The 16,384-nt window shown below is 74.1% G+C and carries 17 protein-coding genes; 9 read left to right on the forward strand and 8 right to left on the reverse strand.

Going from position 1 to position 16,384, the window contains the following annotated elements:
* The first annotated feature begins 168 nt into the window (after positions 1–168).
* From AB0L25_RS04700 to AB0L25_RS04710, 3 genes are read left to right on the forward strand one after another with little or no spacing between them, the layout of a single operon-like run.
* Positions 169–981, forward strand: coding sequence for a class I SAM-dependent methyltransferase (locus AB0L25_RS04700; protein ID WP_500168628.1), 813 nt, complete (start codon positions 169–171; stop codon positions 979–981).
* The gene (locus AB0L25_RS04705; protein WP_500168630.1) at positions 978–1,967 is read left to right on the forward strand and encodes a saccharopine dehydrogenase NADP-binding domain-containing protein; all 990 of its coding nucleotides are present in this window, start codon (positions 978–980) and stop codon (positions 1,965–1,967) included. The genes AB0L25_RS04700 and AB0L25_RS04705 overlap by 4 nt, the downstream gene beginning before the upstream one ends.
* Positions 1,967–2,581 carry a TetR/AcrR family transcriptional regulator gene (locus tag AB0L25_RS04710; protein ID WP_500168632.1) on the forward strand — a complete coding sequence of 205 codons (615 nt, stop codon included), beginning with the start codon at positions 1,967–1,969 and terminating at the stop codon, positions 2,579–2,581. The genes AB0L25_RS04705 and AB0L25_RS04710 overlap by 1 nt, the downstream gene beginning before the upstream one ends.
* On the opposite strand, the gene trpS is transcribed toward AB0L25_RS04710, so the two are convergent.
* Complete coding sequence (gene trpS, locus AB0L25_RS04715; protein WP_500168634.1) at positions 2,578–3,624, reverse strand: tryptophan--tRNA ligase; 1,047 nt, start codon at positions 3,622–3,624, stop codon at positions 2,578–2,580. The two genes, AB0L25_RS04710 and trpS, sit on opposite strands and share 4 nt — an antisense overlap.
* Before the next feature lie 230 nt (positions 3,625–3,854).
* Here trpS and AB0L25_RS04720 point away from each other — a divergent pair, with 230 nt between their 5' ends.
* The 3 genes from AB0L25_RS04720 (at position 3,855) to AB0L25_RS04730 (ending at position 6,401) form a co-directional block, all read left to right on the forward strand.
* A complete protein-coding gene (locus AB0L25_RS04720) occupies positions 3,855–4,343 on the forward strand; it encodes a MarR family winged helix-turn-helix transcriptional regulator (RefSeq protein ID WP_500168636.1) in 489 nt (162 codons plus the stop codon).
* 72 nt (positions 4,344–4,415) lie between these two features.
* A complete protein-coding gene (locus AB0L25_RS04725; protein WP_500168638.1) occupies positions 4,416–5,882 on the forward strand; it encodes an MFS transporter in 1,467 nt (488 codons plus the stop codon).
* A gap of 51 nt (positions 5,883–5,933) precedes the next feature.
* The gene (locus AB0L25_RS04730) at positions 5,934–6,401 is read left to right on the forward strand and encodes a TIGR03618 family F420-dependent PPOX class oxidoreductase (RefSeq protein ID WP_500168640.1); all 468 of its coding nucleotides are present in this window, start codon (positions 5,934–5,936) and stop codon (positions 6,399–6,401) included.
* Between the two features lie 28 nt (positions 6,402–6,429).
* Here the strand turns inward: AB0L25_RS04730 and AB0L25_RS04735 are convergent, their stop codons facing one another.
* From AB0L25_RS04735 to AB0L25_RS04750, 4 genes are all read right to left on the reverse strand, one after another.
* Positions 6,430–7,338 (reverse strand): M56 family metallopeptidase, encoded by a 909-nt coding sequence (locus AB0L25_RS04735; RefSeq protein ID WP_500168642.1) that lies wholly within the window; start codon positions 7,336–7,338, stop codon positions 6,430–6,432.
* Entirely contained in the window at positions 7,335–7,718 is a 384-nt protein-coding gene (locus tag AB0L25_RS04740; protein ID WP_500168644.1) for a BlaI/MecI/CopY family transcriptional regulator, read from the reverse strand. The genes AB0L25_RS04735 and AB0L25_RS04740 overlap by 4 nt, the downstream gene beginning before the upstream one ends.
* A gap of 63 nt (positions 7,719–7,781) precedes the next feature.
* Positions 7,782–8,450, reverse strand: coding sequence for a response regulator (locus AB0L25_RS04745; RefSeq protein ID WP_500168646.1), 669 nt, complete (start codon positions 8,448–8,450; stop codon positions 7,782–7,784).
* Complete coding sequence (locus tag AB0L25_RS04750) at positions 8,447–9,532, reverse strand: sensor histidine kinase (protein WP_500168648.1); 1,086 nt, start codon at positions 9,530–9,532, stop codon at positions 8,447–8,449. Before AB0L25_RS04750 ends, AB0L25_RS04745 begins: the two co-directional genes overlap by 4 nt.
* A 153-nt stretch (positions 9,533–9,685) precedes the next feature.
* Here AB0L25_RS04750 and AB0L25_RS04755 point away from each other — a divergent pair, with 153 nt between their 5' ends.
* The 3 genes from AB0L25_RS04755 to AB0L25_RS04765 all read left to right on the forward strand — a co-directional run bounded on the left by AB0L25_RS04755 (position 9,686) and on the right by AB0L25_RS04765 (position 12,626).
* Entirely contained in the window at positions 9,686–10,885 is a 1,200-nt protein-coding gene (locus AB0L25_RS04755; protein ID WP_500168650.1) for a glycosyltransferase 87 family protein, read from the forward strand.
* 743 nt (positions 10,886–11,628) lie between these two features.
* Positions 11,629–11,907 carry a hypothetical protein gene (locus AB0L25_RS04760; RefSeq protein WP_500168652.1) on the forward strand — a complete coding sequence of 93 codons (279 nt, stop codon included), beginning with the start codon at positions 11,629–11,631 and terminating at the stop codon, positions 11,905–11,907.
* Positions 11,908–12,065: 158 nt separating this feature from the next.
* Positions 12,066–12,626 (forward strand): hypothetical protein, encoded by a 561-nt coding sequence (locus AB0L25_RS04765; protein WP_500168654.1) that lies wholly within the window; start codon positions 12,066–12,068, stop codon positions 12,624–12,626.
* A gap of 220 nt (positions 12,627–12,846) precedes the next feature.
* On the opposite strand, the gene AB0L25_RS04770 is transcribed toward AB0L25_RS04765, so the two are convergent.
* The 3 genes from AB0L25_RS04770 to AB0L25_RS04780 form a co-directional block, all read right to left on the reverse strand.
* On the reverse strand, positions 12,847–13,575 hold the full coding sequence (locus AB0L25_RS04770; RefSeq protein WP_500168655.1) for an alanyl-tRNA editing protein: 729 nt from the start codon (positions 13,573–13,575) through the stop codon (positions 12,847–12,849).
* Positions 13,576–13,653: 78 nt separating this feature from the next.
* On the reverse strand, positions 13,654–15,822 hold the full coding sequence (locus tag AB0L25_RS04775) for an MMPL family transporter (protein WP_500168657.1): 2,169 nt from the start codon (positions 15,820–15,822) through the stop codon (positions 13,654–13,656).
* 107 nt (positions 15,823–15,929) lie between these two features.
* On the reverse strand, positions 15,930–16,295 hold the full coding sequence (locus AB0L25_RS04780; protein WP_500168659.1) for a DUF2516 family protein: 366 nt from the start codon (positions 16,293–16,295) through the stop codon (positions 15,930–15,932).
* Positions 16,296–16,384: the final 89 nt, after the last annotated feature.

Raw genomic sequence — 16,384 nt, forward strand, 5'->3', positions numbered from 1 at the left:
CCGTTCTACTCCCCACTACGGAAGCAACGGCCACGAATTAGCGCATTCATGAATTCTCGGGCGGCCCCTCATCCGGCCGTCCGGGGCAGGACGGGGTTGACGGCGGGCCTCGCCGGGGCCAGGATGAACGTGTGTTCATGAACGCGTGTTCATAACGAGGGAGCAGCAGTGGAGATCGTCAACAAGCACCAGGCCGAGGCGTGGAACGGGTACGAGGGCACGCACTGGGCCGACCACCACGCCCGGTACGACGCGGTGAACAGCGGCTTCAACCCGCACCTGCTGGACGCCGCCGCGATCGGCCCGCGCGACCGCGTGCTCGACATCGGCTGCGGGAACGGGCAGGTCACCCGGCTCGCGGCGGAACGGGCGCACCTCGGCGCGGCGACCGGCGTCGACCTGTCGGGGCCGATGCTGGCCCGCGCGCGCAGCCTCGCCGAGCAGGAGGGCGTCGGGAACGTCCGGTTCGAGCAGGGCGACGCGCAGCTCTACCCGCTCCCGGACGGCGGGTTCGACGTCGCGATCAGCCGGTTCGGGGTCATGTTCTTCGCCGACCCCGTCGCCGCGTTCGGCAACGTGCGGCGCGCGCTGGCGGCGGAGGGCGGGCGGGTCGCGTTCCTCGTCATGGCGCCGCCCGAGGAGAGCGACCTCGGCACGGTGCTCGCCGCCCTTCCCGCGCTGCCGCAGCCGGCGATCGGGCACGACGGGCCGCTCTCCCTCGCCGACCCCGACCGCGCCGCCGCGATCCTCGGCGACGCCGGGTTCCGCGCCGTGACGAACCGGAGCGTCGAGGCCGAGCAGGTGTGGGGGCGGGACGCCGCCGACGCCGCCGCGTTCCTCGCCGCCTGGGGGCCGATCCGCTACAACTACGGCGAGAGCGACGACGTGGTCGCGACGATCGCCGGCGCGCTGCGTCCGTTCGAGCGGGACGGCGCGGTGCGGCTGCGCAGCACGGCACGGCTGATCACGGCGCGCCGGTGAGGCGGGTCGCGGTCCTCGGCGGCTACGGGGCGGTCGGCCGGGAGGTCGTCGCGGGCCTGCGCGGCCGCGTGCCCGAGATCGTCGTCGCGGGCCGGGACCTCGCGAAGGCCCGGTCGGTCCCCGGGACGATCCCGCTGCGCATCGACCTGCGGGAGGCATTCGACACGGCCCTGCGGGAGGCGTTCGACACAGCCCTGCGGGAGGCCGCCGCGGGGGCGCTCGACGCGATCCTGGACGCCGACGCCGTCGTGATGTGCGCCGAACGGGAGAACGTGGGGGTCGCGCGGGCGTGCGCCGAACGCGGCGTGCACTACGTCGACGTGTCGGCGTCCCGCGAGGTCCTGCGCGGCCTTGAGGAGCTCGACGGGGTCGCGGCCGCGAACGGCGCGTCGGTGGTCGTCGGCGTGGGGGTCGCGCCCGGCGTCACGAACCTGCTCGCGCACCGGTTCGCCGGGACCGGACGGCCCGTCGACATCGGCGTCCTGCTCGGTTCGGGCGAGCGGCACGGGCCGGGCGCCGTCGCGTGGACGCTCGACGCGCTCGGCGCCCTCCGCGAGCTGGACGAGTCGTGGACGATGCGGTTCCCGCCGCCGTTCGGGACGCGCCGCGTGCACCGCTTCCCGTTCCCCGACCCGTCCACGCCGTCCGGCCGGGTCCGCACCGGCCTGGCCCTCGACTCCCGCGCCGTGACCGCGCTCCTCCCCCGCGCCGCCCGCTTCCGGGACGCGCGGTGGCTGCGGGCCGCCGCGCACCGGGTGCACGTGGGCGGGGACGGCTTCGCGGTGGCCGCCGCGTCCGGCGGGCGGGTCGCCGCGGTGTCCGGACGGCGGCAGAGCCGGGCGTCCGGCCTGGTGGCGGCGCTGGCCGTGCGGCGCCTGGCCGGGGCGCCGCGCGGCGTGCGGCACCTGGAGGCCGCCGTCGGGACGGACCTCCTGGACGAACTGGCGGACCACGGGTACGCGTTCCACGAATACGATGCCGCCTGATGTCACCACGTAAAGCGGCGGCGCTGCGGGACGGCGACCGGAGCCTGCGCGAGCACCTGATCGCCACCGCCGACCGCATGATGTCCGAGCAGGGCGCGGCGGGCCTGACCGTCCGGGCGATCGCGCGCGCGGCGGGGGTGGCCGACGGCGTCCTTTACAACCACTTCGACGGCAAGGAGGAGCTGCTGGCCCTGGCCCTGCACGCGCGCGTGCTGCGGGTCGAGCGGGAGCTGGGGCCGCTGCCCGAGCCGGGCGCCGGGACGCTCGCCGCGAACCTGCGCGCGCACGTCGAGCACGGGCTCGCGCTGCACCGCGCGCTGCTGCCCGCGCTCGCCGGGCTGACCGCGCAGCCCGACGTGCTCGCCCGGTTCGCGGCGGCGCACGAACCGGGCGAGGCGTGGCGCGACCACCTGCACGCCTACCTGCGGGCCGAGCGCGACCTCGGCCGGCTCGCCGCGGACGCGTCCCCGGCCGCCGCGGCGTCGATGATCGTCGGGGTGTGCCACGAGGCCGTCCTGTCGGCGCTGCTGGGCGCGCGCGAACCGTCCCCGGTGCCGGTGGACGAGGTCGTCGCGTCCGTCCTGCACGGCATCGCCCCGCGCCCCCCGGGCTAGGCCGCCATCGCCATCGCCTCCCGGACCTCGGCGAGGGTCCGGGAGGCGACGTCGCGGGCCCGCGCGTTCCCCTCGGCGAGGACGCGGCGCAGGTGCGCCGGGTCGGCGGCGAGCGCGGCGCGGCGGGCGCGGATCGGCCGCAGGAACTCGTTCACCGACTCGACGACGACCTTCTTCAGCGCCGCGGCGCCGCCGTCGCCGACGTCGGCGGCCACGGCGTGCGGGTCGCGGCCCTGGCAGAGGGCGGCGAGGTGCACGAGGTTCGACACCCCGGGACGGGCGTCCGGCTCGTAGGTGATGTGCCGGTCGGCGTCGGTCACCGCCCGCTTGATCAGCCGCGCGGTGTCGTCCGGGGTCGCGGACAGGGCGATCGCGTTGCCGCGGCTCTTGCTCATCTTCTGCCCGTCCGTGCCGAGCAGGTTCGGCGCGTCCGACAGCAGCGCGTCCGGGACGGGGAAGACGGGGCCGTAGCGCTCGTTGAAGCGGCGCGCGACCGTCCGGGTGACCTCCTGGTGCGGGAGCTGGTCCTTGCCGACGGGCACGAGGTCGGCCTTGCAGAACAGGATGTCGGCGGCCTGGTGCACCGGGTAGGTGAACATCAGCCCGCTCACCGCCGACTGCATCGACGCCGCGATCTCGTCCTTCACGGTGGGGTTGCGGCCCAGTTCGGCGACCGACACCAGGGACAGGAACGGCAGCATGAGCTGGTTCAGCTCGGGGACGGCGCTGTGCCGGAAGATCGTCGCGCGGGCGGGGTCGATCCCGGCGGCGAGGTAGTCGGCGGCGAGGCCGAGGGCGTGCTCGGGGAGCCGCTCGGCGACGTCCCGGTCGGTGAGCACCTGGTAGTCGGCGATGAGGACGAACACGTCGACGCCGAGGCGCTGCAGGCGCACCCGGTTGGCGAGGGTGCCGAAGTAGTGGCCGAGGTGCAGGGGTCCGGTGGGGCGGTCTCCGGTGAGGACGCGGAACGCCGCGGGGTCGGCGGCGATGCGCTCCTCGAGTTCGCGGGTGCGCCGCTCGGCGGCGTCGACGACGGGGTCCATGGGCGGTGTCTCCTTTCCCGGCCGCCTCCGCGGGCGGCCCCGCGCCGGGGAAAGGAGAAGGGCCGTCCGGCGGGACGGCCCTGTGCGTTCGTGATCGCGTGATCGTGCGGCCGTCCTAGGACGGCCACCAGCCGAGGCACGCGGTTCGCTGCATGCCCGCCAGGATACCCGCCGGGAAAGCGGATGCCACTAGATAATCCGTTACGGGACGAACTGGGTACGCTGGCGGCATGACCGCACTCGCACCGTCCAGCACCGAGACCGACCTGTCCTACCTCCTCGACCACACCGGCCTCGCCCTGAAGAGCCGGATGTCGGCGGCGCTCGCCGAGATCGGGCTGACGCCGCGCATGCACTGCGTCCTCGTGCACGCCCTGGAGGAGGAGCGGACGCAGATCCAGCTCGCCGAGATCGGCGACATGGACAAGACGACGATGGTCGTCACCGTGGACGCCCTGGAGAAGGCCGGGCTCGCCGAGCGGCGGCCGTCCTCGCGGGACCGGCGCGCGCGGATCATCGCGGTCACCGAGAAGGGCGCGCGGGTCGCCGCCGAGAGCCAGCGGATCGTCGACCGGGTGCACGGCGACGCGCTCGGCACGCTCCCGCCGGACGAGCGGGACGTGCTCGTCCGCGCGCTGGAGCGGCTGGTCACCGGCCATCTCGCGCGGCCCGTGGAGAGCCCGCAGCCGGTGCGGCGGGCCCGCGAGCGCACAAAGTAGTCCGCCAATAGATCGTCTCTAACAAAACTATCTGCTACCGTCTCTTCCATCGATCCGCGATGGGAGAGACCCGTGAACACTGTCCTGCGAGCGCGCGGCACCGCGCTCGGCGTGCTGTCCGCCACGATGCTGATGACCGTCCTCGACGGCTCGATCGTCACCGTGGCGCTGCCCGCCATCCAGCACGACCTCGGCTTCTCGGCCACCGGCCTGAGCTGGACCGTCAACGCCTACCTGATCGCGTTCGGCGGCCTCCTGCTGCTCGCCGGACGGCTCGGCGACCTCGTCGGCCGCAAGACGATGTTCCTCGCCGGGAACGTCGTCTTCACCGCCGCGTCGCTGCTCGCGGGCGCCGCCACCGGCCCCGCCGTCCTCATCGCCGCCCGCTTCCTGCAGGGCGTCGGGAGCGCGATGGCCGCCGCGGTCGTCCTCGGAATCCTCGTCACCCTCTACACCGGGCCCGCCGAACGCGCCCGCGCCATCGGGATCTTCAGCTTCACCGGCGCCGCCGGGGCGTCCGTCGGGCAGGTGCTCGGCGGGGTCCTCACCGACGCCCTGAACTGGCACTGGATCTTCCTGATCAACCTGCCGATCGGCATCGTCACGATCCTGCTCGCGCTGCCCGCCCTCCCCCGCGACCGCGGCACCGGGCTCGCCGCCGGCGCGGACGTCGCCGGGGCGCTGCTCGTCACGTCCGGGCTGATGCTCGGCATCTACACCGTCGTGAAGATCGAGCAGTACGGCGTCGCCTCCGCCCACACCCTCGGCCTCGGCGCCCTCGCGCTCGCGCTGCTCGCGGGCTTCTTCGTCCGGCAGGCGAAGGCCCGGACGCCGCTCATGCCGCTGCGCGTCCTGCGCTCCCGGACCGCCTCCGGCGCCTACGCCGTCGAGATCCTCGCGTTCTCCGGGATGTTCTCGTTCCAGGTCATGGGCGCCCTCTACATGCAGAAGGTCCTCGGCTACGGCGCCCTCGAGACCGGCCTCGCGATGCTGCCCGCCGCCGTCGCCATCGGGACGATCTCGCTGTTCGGCTACGCCCGCCTCGCCCGCCGGTTCGGCGAGCGCGCCGTCCTGCTCACCGGCCTCGTCATGCTCGCCGCCGCGCTCGCCCTGCTCGTCCGCGTCCCGGTGCACGCCGCGTACGCCGCCGACCTGCTCCCGCCCATGCTGCTGATCGCGGGCGGCGGGCTCGTCATGCCCGCGCTGACCGGGCTCGCGATGTCCGGCGCCCGCCCCGAGGACGCGGGCCTCGCGTCCGGCCTGTTCAACACCGCCCAGCAGATCGGGATGGCGCTCGGCGTCGCCGTGCTGTCGACGCTCGCCGCCGCCCGCACCGACGCGCTGCTCGCCGCCGGGGACACCGCGGCGACCGCGCTGACCGGCGGCTACCGGCTCGCCTTCGGCGCCGGCGCCGCCCTGCTCGCCGCCGCGTTCGCCGTCGCCGTGCTCGTCCTGCGCACCCAGAAGGCCGCCCCGGACGCCCCCGCGGACGCCGCGGGCACGGACGCCGAGCCGTCCGCCCCGTCCCTCACCCTCTGAACCCGTCGCCCACCGACCGCACGAACCTCACCGACCACGAAGGAGCACGTCATGACCCAGTACGGCCCCGGCCAGGGACCCGGCCCGAAGCCCGTCTCCGAGGACGAACTCGCCCGCCTGCTCGCGGCGCAGCCGTTCGGCGTCCTCGCCACGACCAAGCGCAGCGGCCACCCGCACCTGTCGACCGTCGTCCACGCCTGGGACCCCGCGACGCGCACCGTCCGGATCTCGACCGTCGCCGGACGCGCCAAGGTGCGGCAGCTCGCGAACGACCCGCACGCGGCCCTGCACGTGTCCGGCGACGATCACCTGTCGTTCGCCGTCGCCGAGGGGACCGCCGAGGTGTCCGAGGCGAGCGAGACGCCCGGCGACGCGGTCGGCCGGGAGCTCCTCGCGATGACCCCCGGCTTCGCCGACCCGGCCGACGAGCGCGCGTTCCTCGAACAGATGGTCAAGGACCGCCGGATGGTGATCCGCCTGCACGTCGACCGGCTCTACGGAACCGTCCTCGCGGCCTGACGTGGGGCCCGGCGGTAATGGGACGCGGTCAGTGCGGCATGACGATCAGCAGCAGCGGCAGGCCCGCGACGAGCGGCACCGCCGCCGTCGCGGCCAGCCGCGTCGCGCGCGGCAGCGGGCGCGGCTCCAGCAGCCGGTTCACCCGGGCCATCACCGGGATGTCGTCGCGGGACGCCACCCCGAGCGTCCCCGACGGCGCCGCCGCCGGGCGCGCCGCCGCGAACCGCAGCAGCGCCGTCGCCAGCTCGCGCGGCGACCGCCCCGACCGGGCCCGGTCGTCCGCCGCCATCTCGATCAGCAGCTCCACCGCGTCCAGGCACCTGCCCACCAGCCGCAGCTGCGGGAACACCTGCCGCAGCGACGCGAACGGCAGCAGCACCAGGTCGTGCCGCTCGCGCGCGTGCGCCCGCTCGTGCGCGAGCACCGCGGCCAGCTCCGCCGTGTCGAGCAGCTCCAGCGTCCCGGCGCTCACCACCACCTTGGACGACCGGACGCCCGGCACGCAGTACGCGGCGGCGCCCGGGTGGTCCAGCACGAGGGTGCCGGGGACGGCCGAGTCGCGCCGCGACACCAGCGCGAGCAGCGCCCGGTGCCGCCGCCGGGCCCGCACCACCCGCACCACCGCGAACGCCAGCATCACCAGGAGCACCCCGGCGAGGCTCAGCGCCCCGAGCAGCGCGGCCATGTGGACCGTGTCGAGCTTCGCCGCCCCGTCGTTGTAGAGGCCGGGCAGCCCGCCCGCGACGCCGCTGCGGTACGGCAGCAGCGCCAGCCCGAGCAGGGCGCCGATCGTGGCGACGCCCCAGCACAGGCCGAGGGCCTGCCACAGGGCGATGCCGATGCGCGGGGTCCGCCACGTCCACCGTGCACGGGACAGCACGTGCGCCCCGCCGACGGTCCCCAGGGAGATCAATGCGAGCAGGGCGGTTCCGGTCATGCCGGTGGTTCCTTCGACGTGAGGGCGGCCAGCGCCTGGCGGAGCACGTCGACCTCGTCGCTCGAGACCGACCGGACGAAGTGGACGAGCGCCTTGTCCCGGTCGCCCGTCTCCTCCAGCGCGCCCAGCATCAGCTCGGTGACGTACCCCTCCCGGCTTTCCACCGGACGGTACCGCCACGCGCGGCCGTCGCGCTCGCGCTCGAGGAAGCCTTTCTTCGCGAGCCTGTCGAGAACCGTCATGACGGTCGTGTGGGCGAGATCCCGGTCGTCCGCGAGCGCACGGCTCACGTCGCGCGCGGTGGCGGCACCGGAACCGGCGTCCTCCCGCGCCCAGAGGACCTCCATGACCGTGCGTTCAAGCTCTCCCAGACCCTTCACGGCATCCAGATTATCCGACGCCCCCGCGTAGTACTACAGCCGGTAGGACGTCCGTCCGGGACGTCACCCGCCCGGCCCCACCAGCCCCCGCTCGTACGCGATGATCACCAGCTGGACGCGGTCGCGCGCGTCCAGCTTCGCCAGCAGCCGCGCCACGTGCGCCTTCACGGTCGCGACGCTGATCACCAGTTCGTCCGCGATCTCGTGGTTCGTCAGCCCGCGCCCCACCAGCGTCAGCACCTCCCGCTCCCGCCCGGTGACCCCCTCCAGCGGACGCGCCGGACGCGCCGGCACCGGTTCGGGGCGCGCCGCGAACTCCTCGATCAGCCGCCGCGTCACGCTCGGCGCGATCAGCCCCTCGCCCCGCGCCACCACCCGGACCGCGCCGAGGATCTCCTCCAGCGCCATGTCCTTCACCAGGAACCCGCTCGCGCCCGCCCGCAGCGCCCCGTAGACGTACTCGTCGTCGTCGAACGTCGTGAGCATCACCACCCGCGCGCCCTGCGCGCCCTGCGCGCCCGAGATGCGCCGCGTCGCCTCGATGCCGTCCATGTCCGGCATCCGGATGTCCATGACCACCACGTCCGGCGCGACCTCCCCGGCCAGCCGCACCGCCTCCGCGCCCGTCCCGGCCTCCCCCACGATCTCCAGGTCGGACGTGTCCGCCATCAGCACCCGCAGCCCCGCCCGGACGAGCGGCTGATCGTCCACGAGCAGCACCCGGACCGTCACGCCGGGATCCTCGCCGCCACCCGGAACCCGCCCTCCGGCCGCGGCCCCGCCGTGAACTCGCCCCGCAGCAGCGCGACCCGCTCCCGCATCCCGACGATCCCGAACCCGGAACCCACCACCCCGCCGCTCCCCTCGTCCTCGACCTCGACCTCCAGGCCGTCCTCCCGGTACCCGATCGTCACCCTGCAGTCCGTCACGCCCGCGTGCCGCACCACGTTCGTCAGCGCCTCCTGCACCACCCGGTAGGCGCACAGGTCGACGTCCGACGGCAGGTCCCGCCGCGTGCCCGTGCGCCGCACGTCCACCCGCACCCCGGCGTCGCACGTCGCCGCCGCGAGCCGCTCCAGGTCGTCCAGTCCCGGCGCCGGCCCGAGCGCGCCCTCCCGGCGCAGGCCGGTCAGCATCCGGCGCAGGCTCGCGAGCGTGTCCCGGCTCGTCGCCTCGATCACGTCGAGCGCCTTGCGCGCCTCCGCGGGCTGCGTCTCGATCACCCGTCCCCCGACCCCCGCCTGGATCGCGATGATCCCCACGCTGTGCGCCACCATGTCGTGCAGCTCCCGCGCGATCCGCAGCCGCTCCTCCGAGACGGCCCGCTCCGTCTCCCGCGCCCGCAGCGCCTCCGCGTGCACCCGCCGCACCCGCACCGAGTTCCCGGCCGTCCACGCGACCACCAGCGCGAGCAGCACCGACAGCAGCAGCGTCTCGTCGACGTACATGAACAGCGCCGCGCACCCGACCTGGACGAGCAGCGTCACCGCCGCCACGGCCAGCGACACCCACCGGGGCCGCACCGACGCGACGTACACGACTCCGGCGTCGAGGATCAGCACGTGCAGCAGCAGGACCACGCCGTTCTGGTCCGCCAGCATCCCACCGGTCCAGCCGAGCAGCAGCACCGCGAAGGCCGGCAGCGGCCACCGCACCAGCATCCCGAGGACCAGCACCGTCAGCACCGCCGTCAGCAGCACCTCCAGCTCGCCGTAACCCGACGACGCGCTCGCGAACGTGACGAAGACGACGACCGGATACAGCAGGGCCGCACACCACATCGACGCCGCCGACAAAACCCGGCGATTCATCATGCGCCGATCGTAACGAGCGCACCCCCGCCGCACATTGGCCCACGGGCTTAATTCCCCGGGCCATAACCCCGCCTGCGATTACCGTCCCCGGCCCGACGCGACGTCACCGCGCCATTCGCCATCGTTGACCTCCCCACCGGACGGAGGACATACGTGAAACGGCTGGCGTACACGGCCCTCGCCATCGAACTGGTCGCCGTCGCGATATTCGCCGCGACCTACGACGCCCTCGACTTCCGCATCTACATGCTCGGCGGCGAGGCCCTCACCGACGGCGCGTCCCTCTACCTGGACCAGCACGCCGACCACTGGTTCACCAACACCCCGTTCGCCGCCCTGGTGTTCGCGCCCCTCTCCGCGCTGCCCCTCCCCGTCGCCCGCGTGGCCTGGCAACTCGCGTCCGTCGCGGCCTTCGCCTACGCCTGCGCGGTGACGCTCGAACTCGCCGGCCGCCGCCCGTCCCGTCCGGTCGTCGCCGCGACCGTCGCGGCCGGGCTCGCCCTCGCGCCCATGTGGCACTCGCTCTACCAGGGGCAGGTCAACCTGTTCCTGCTGGCGCTCATCATGTTCGACATGAAACGCGTCGCGAACAACAAAAGCGCGGGCGTCGGAATCGGCATCGCCACGGCGATGAAACTGACGCCGGGAATCTTCATTCTCTTTCTCCTCGTCACCCGCAGAACGAAATCCGCCGCGATCGCCGCCGCGACATTCGGCGCCTGCGCCCTCGCCGCGTGGGCCGCCGCCCCCGCCGCGTCCCGCGTCTACTGGCTCCACACCTTCTTCGACACGTCCCGCGTCGGCGCCCCGTACATCAGCAACCAGTCCCCGTACGGCGCGGCCGTCCGGATCCTGGGCGGCGCCGAGCACGTGGACGGCTGGTACACGTTCGTCCCGCCCCTGCTCGCCGTCGCCGGCCTCGCCCTCGCCGCCGCCCGCGCCCGCCGCGGCGACCACCTCGCCGCGATCGCCGTCACCGGCACCACGGGCCTGCTCGTCTCCCCCATCTCGTGGGCGCACCACTGGGTGTGGATCGTCCCGGCCCTCGCGGTCCTCGTCCGCGACGGCCACCGCATCGCCCCCGCCTGCGCCTACGCGGTGTTCGCCGTGGCCCCCATGTGGTTCACCCCCCACGACGGCGGCCCCGACGAGTACGGCTTCCACGGCCCCGTCACCCTCGTCGCCAACGCCTACCTGGCCGCAGCCCTGACCTTCCTCGCCTACGCCTACGCCCGAACCCGCGCCGAACGCCCCACGCCGCCTCACGGCGACCGGCACGTCCCCCTCGACGACGCACTCGGACGTGCACCCGGCGACGGGGGCCGACCGGTGGTCACGGGAGAACCCCGATGACGTCCCGCCCGCTTCACGTGCCGGTGCGGGACGGTTCGGTCCGGAGGATCGCGGGGGCCACGGCGAGTCCGGTGAGGGTGAGAACGGCCGCGATCAGGGGAAGGGCGCTCAGCCCCCCGTCCACCGCGACGATCCGGCCGCCGAGCCAGCCCGCGAACGCGGCGGCGACCTGGAAACCGGACGCGTTGACCGCGACGGTTCTGGGCGGTCAACGGGATCCGGGTGCTCGCGGCGATCCTGACCTTCGCCCTCGGGGTCCTCGCCTTCGCGATCATTCCCGGGATGCAGACCCGGATCCTGACCACCGCGCGGGCGGCCCCGACGCTCGCCACCAACACCGCCAGGTCGTCCGCGACGTCCGGCAGAATTCCGGCGATCACCGCCGCCGCGCGTCCCAGCGCGGCCGCCACCATCCAGCCCTGCGCCTGCGGCAGGCCGCGCACGTGTTCGAGGAGCTCCCGCCCGCCGGGTGAGGTCGGCCCGGCGTACGCCTGGCCCTGCGTCGCGCTCGCGAGCACGTCGGGCAGCAGCCACAGGGCGAGCCGCAGCCCCAGCCGCGCGGGGGCGTCCTGGGGGGAAGTCGTCATGGCCGTCACGCACCGAACGCAGGGTCGCGGGACGGGTGGACCGCGATCGGCGCACAGGCTCGATGCACATGCGGGTGGACCGGCGAACTGCGGACCGACCTCGCCGAGGAAGACCGGCCGGACGAACGCGGCTACGTCTCCGACCTTCTGGACGACATGCTGGGCAAGGAGTGGCGGGAGCACCACGCCCCCACCCGGGACAACCTGGTGAAGGAAGCCGCCCGCGAGGCCGCCGATGCCGTTGCCCATCTGGCCGGCACCGTCCAGACGGCACGCAGAGCGGGCGCCTCCTGGACCGACATCGGGGCCGCGGTCGGCATCAGCCGCCAGTCCGCCCACGAACGGTGGGCGAGCAGCGACGCCGAGCAGCAGGAAAGTCAGCCCTCCGAGTCGCGGCCACAGGGCGCCGAGCCCCGGACGGCGCGGAACGGGTGAGCGGCGCGGTACTTGGGAGGGAGGGCTTGACCGCGCCCACCGGTGTTTCCCCCGAGCGGAGGGCGGGTTCACCCCGGCGGGGGATGATCACGACCCGGCGCGGTTGCGATCTTTGATGCGGAGCGGGCAGTCGGGCCCGCCGGACCAAAGGATCGACAATGACCGCTGTGATCGATCGGACGGTGACCACCGGACGGCTGCGCACCGCATGGGCAGCCGCCCACGCCCCGGTGGCCGGGGTTCCCCGCTGGGCGCGGACGGCCGCGCTCGCCGTCCCGTTCGTCGTGCTGCCGGCCAGTCTCTGGCGACTTCCGGCCGCGTTCGCCGACGGGAGCGGGCTCGGTGAACGGGCCTACATCGTCTTCCTGTCGATCGCCTCCGAAGTCGCCGCGTTCGCCGCGATCGGCCTGATCGCCCGCTGGGGCGAGGTGTTCCCGCGCTGGGTACCGTTCCTGCGCGGCCGACCGATCCCGACAAAGGCGGCGGCCATCCCCGCGGCTCTGGGCGCCCTGGTGCTGACGGTCCTCTGGACCGCCTGCTGGATCGCCGAGTTCGCCGGGGTCACCCTCCAAGGCGAGCCGACGCCCGCGAACTTCCCCACTCAGGCAGGCGGCTGGGAAGCCGCGACCTACTACCTGTGCTACCTGCCGCTGCTGTTGTGGGGGCCACTGCTCGCCGCCGTCACCTTCGCCTACGTCCGGCGCCGCCGGAACAGCTGATCCCGTCGGCCGAGGGGCCCTGATCGAACCCCGGAGCGAAGACCACCGAGCGAAGCAGCGCGGCCGGCGCCGCCCCGACGTCACCGCCGACGTGCACGCGCACGTACCACGACGCCGCCTCACCCTCGAGCGGCGCCAACGCCCGCCGTGCCTCCGCAACACTCCGCACGCCCACCCGTCGATTCTCCCGACCCCAAGCCCTCGCACGGGCGGGCGGGGGTCAGTCGGTGAGTTTGATGCGGAGGCGGCGGAAGCCGCGGCCCTTGTTCTCGACCTTGGCGACGGTGATGCGGCCGATCTGCTTGGTGGACGCGACGTGGGTGCCGCCGTCGGCCTGGGTGTCGAGGCCGACGATGTCGACGATGCGGACGTCCTGGACCTCGGGCGGCACGAGGTTGGTGGCGGTGCGGACGATGTCGGGGATCGCGAACGCCTCGGCGCGGGGGAGGGTGCGGACGTCGATGCGGCGGTCGGCCTCGACCTCGGTGTTGCAGGCGTCCTCGACGGTCTGCTTGAAGTTCGGCGGGACCTCGCGCAGGTCGAAGTCCATGCGGGCGCTCAGCGGTTCCATGTTGCCGCCGGTGACGAGGCAGCCGTAGTCGCGGAACACGACGCCGCACAGGAGGTGCAGGCCGGAGTGGGTGCGCATGAGGGCGGTGCGGCGGTCGTCCTCGACGGCGCCGCGCACGACGGTTCCGGGTGGCGGGAGCGGGTCGTCGTCGGCGGGGAGGAGGACCAGGTCGTCGCCCTTGCGGACGCCGGCGATGCGGGTCTGGACGCCCTGCCAGAGGAGGACGCCGTGGTCCGGGGGCTGCCCGCCGCCGCCCGGGTAGAACGCCGAGCGGTCGAGGACGATCCCGTCCGGGCCGGATTCGAGGACGATCGCCTCCCATTCGCGGAGGTTCTGGTCGTCAAGTTCCAGCCGGGTCGTGCGCCCGTGCGCGTTCATGGCGGCCTCCTCGTCGTGCACGCGTGGCGGGTCCGGGCCCGTGCCGGGCCCGGACTCTCGATCATGCCGCACCGCCGGTCATCGGCGGGCGGGGAGCGGAAGGTCGGGGACGGTCGCGTCGGCGGGGCGGGCGGGGGCGCGGCCGGGCCACCAGTTCGCGGCGCCGAGCAGGGCCATCAGGGCGGGGAGCACGAAGATCCGGATGACGACGGCGTCGATGAGGATCGCGGCGGCGAGGCCGACGCCGAGCTGCTTGAACTCGACGATGCTGAGCGTGCCGAAGATCGCGAAGACGGCGACCATCACGACGGCGGCGCTGGTGACGACGCCGGCGGAGCGGGTGATGCCCGCGCCGACGGCGGCGCGGGTCGGCATGTCGCGGGCGGCCTCGCGGATCCGGGAGACGACGAACACGTGGTAGTCCATCGACAGGCCGAACAGGACGACGAACAGGAAGAGCGGCAGCCAGGAGACGACGGCGCCGGACGAGTGGAAGTCGAGGATCCCTTCGGCCCACGTGTTCTGGAAGACGAGCACGAGGACGCCGAACGCCGCGGCCGCCGAGAGGAGGTTCAGCGCGACGGCGGAGAGGGCGATGACGGCGGACCGGAAGATGAGGCCGGTCATCACGAGGGTGAGCAGCAGGACGAACCCGACGACGATGGGCAGCCGTTCCTCGAGGTGGTCGGTGAAGTCGGCGCCTTCGGCGAGCTTGCCGCCGACGCCGTGCTCGGCGGGGAGGCCGTCGAGGGCCGCGGGCAGCCAGGCGCGGAGGGTCTCCAGGGAGCGGGCGGCCTCGTCGCTGTTGCGGGCGTGCGGGGTGGCGACGTCCATCAGGTGCACGCGTCCGTCGGGGGACGTGCGGATCTCGGGGGCGCGGTCGTGCGCGAAGAGGGGGTCGGCGGCGGTGCGGGCGGCGAGGCCGGTGAGGGCGGCGCGGACGTCGGCGGACCGTGCGGCGGGCGCCCGGACCGCGACCTGGTGGACGGTGCCCTCGCTGGGGAAGGCGGCGGTGAGCCGGTCCATCGCGCGGACGACGGGGACGTCGCGGGGCAGGTCGTCCGTTCCGGGCTGTTCGAGCCGCATGTCGAGGGCCGGGGCGGCGAGGAGGAGCAGCGCGACGGTCGAGAGCGCGAGGGTGAGCGCGGGGCGGCGGAGCGCGGGGCGCAGCAGGACGGGCCAAAGGCGGGACTCGCCGGAGCGGAGGGTCAGCCGCCACAGGACGGGGATGCGGGGACGGTCGACGCGGGGGCCGAGCTTGGCGAGCAGTGCGGGCAGGACGGTGAGGGAGGCGAGGACGGCGACGGCGACGACGATGATCGAGCCGGTGGCGAGCGAGGTGAAGGTGGCCTCCCCGGCGAGGTAGAGGCCGGCCATCGCGACGACGACGGTGCCGCCGGACACGGCGACGGTGTGCCCGGACGTCTCGGCGGCGATCTCCAGCGCGTCCGGCCGGCCGCGCCGTCGCTCCTCGCGTTCGCGCTTGAGGTAGAAGAGCGAGTAGTCGACGCCGACGGCCATGCCCATCAGCAGGATGACGTTGCTGAGGACGCCGGTGGCGGGGAGCACGTGGGAGACCAGGGCGGAGAGCCCGATCGCGGCGGCCACCGAGGAGAGGGCGAGGACGACCGGGACGGCGGCGGCGATCAGCGCGCCGAACACGGCGAGCATGATCAGCAGGGTGAGCGGCAGGCTGATGTACTCGGCGCGCTTGAAGTCCTCGCCGAGGGTCTCGGTGAGGCCCTTGGCGGTCGAGCCGGTGCCGACCTGCTCGACGCGCAGGCCGGGGTGGGCGTCCTGGACGGCGGCGCTCTGCGCGAGGAGCGGGTCGACGCGGCGGTCGGCGTGCTCGGTGTCGCCCTTCATCGTGACCGGGACGAGCACGGCCGTCCGGTCCGGGGAGGGGACGGGGGCGGCGACCGACTCCACTTCGGGGAGGGCCTTCATGCGGCGGACGACGTCGTCGGCCGCGGCGCGCGCGGCGCGGGGGTCGAGCCGCCCGTCGACGGCGGTGATGAGGACGTTCTCTTCGGGCTTCTCGGGGAAGTCGCCGGACGCGGCGATGCGCCCGGCGCGGCCGGAGTCGCCCACGCCGGACTCGGCGTCGGAGATGGTGGCGGTGCCCGCAGCCGTGCCGAGGGTGAGGCACGCGACGACGAACAGCGCCCACAGGCCGACGGCGGACCAGGGACGGGCGGCGCTCCACCGGGCGATCCGGACCGGCAGGGGCCTTCGCTTTGCGTTCATGCAAGCGAAGCTAGGTTCGGCGGCCCCTCCGGCGTCATGGGGCGGACCGCACGGTTTGCGCGGTGCGCCGCAGCGCCGCCCCTGCGGAAAACCTCAGGTCCGGCGGTCTACCAGGGGCCGTACGGGCCCTGCCGCTGGCCGCCCCGGCCGCCGTTGCGCTTCTTGAACGGCGCGACGGCCGGACGGACGTCGGCGAGGTAGATCGCGGCGCCGAGGAACGCGGCGACCGGCAGGATGCCGAGGAGCAGGCTGATCGGGCTGGCGCCGAGCGCCGCGGGCGCGACGGCGTAGGCCATGCCGACCACCGCGCAGACGACCGTGATGATCGTCCACAGCTTCTTGCTCTGCTTGCTCGCGGCCGCGTAGGCGTTCTGCGGCACGGTGAGGGAGTCGATCAGCGCCCACGCCTCCATCGCGAAGGCGATGATCAGCAGCAGCCAGAAGAAGTAATCCAGAACGTTGAAGCCCGCCATCGGTGATCAGCGCTCCTGCTCGTCTCGGACGGCGGCTTCACGCCGCGCACACGCGTTCATCGCCACCCACACTATTCGGCCCTGACAGG

This window comes from Spirillospora sp. NPDC052242 (assembly GCF_040679555.1).
Lineage (GTDB): Bacteria > Actinomycetota > Actinomycetes > Streptosporangiales > Streptosporangiaceae > Spirillospora.

What these genes read in the sequence shown, in the direction of transcription:
- AB0L25_RS04710 (WP_500168632.1), top strand. Translation starts at nt 1,967, where the DNA reads ATGTCACCACGTAAAGCGGCGGCGCTGCGGGACGGCGACCGGAGCCTG.
- trpS (WP_500168634.1), bottom strand. Translation starts at nt 3,624, where the DNA reads ATGGACCCCGTCGTCGACGCCGCCGAGCGGCGCACCCGCGAACTCGAG.
- AB0L25_RS04720 (WP_500168636.1), top strand. Translation starts at nt 3,855, where the DNA reads ATGACCGCACTCGCACCGTCCAGCACCGAGACCGACCTGTCCTACCTC.
- AB0L25_RS04730 (WP_500168640.1), top strand. Translation starts at nt 5,934, where the DNA reads ATGACCCAGTACGGCCCCGGCCAGGGACCCGGCCCGAAGCCCGTCTCC.
- AB0L25_RS04735 (WP_500168642.1), bottom strand. Translation starts at nt 7,338, where the DNA reads ATGACCGGAACCGCCCTGCTCGCATTGATCTCCCTGGGGACCGTCGGC.
- AB0L25_RS04750 (WP_500168648.1), bottom strand. Translation starts at nt 9,532, where the DNA reads ATGATGAATCGCCGGGTTTTGTCGGCGGCGTCGATGTGGTGTGCGGCC.
- AB0L25_RS04760 (WP_500168652.1), top strand. Translation starts at nt 11,629, where the DNA reads ATGCTGGGCAAGGAGTGGCGGGAGCACCACGCCCCCACCCGGGACAAC.
- AB0L25_RS04765 (WP_500168654.1), top strand. Translation starts at nt 12,066, where the DNA reads ATGACCGCTGTGATCGATCGGACGGTGACCACCGGACGGCTGCGCACC.
- AB0L25_RS04770 (WP_500168655.1), bottom strand. Translation starts at nt 13,575, where the DNA reads ATGAACGCGCACGGGCGCACGACCCGGCTGGAACTTGACGACCAGAAC.
- AB0L25_RS04775 (WP_500168657.1), bottom strand. Translation starts at nt 15,822, where the DNA reads ATGAACGCAAAGCGAAGGCCCCTGCCGGTCCGGATCGCCCGGTGGAGC.
- AB0L25_RS04780 (WP_500168659.1), bottom strand. Translation starts at nt 16,295, where the DNA reads ATGGCGGGCTTCAACGTTCTGGATTACTTCTTCTGGCTGCTGCTGATC.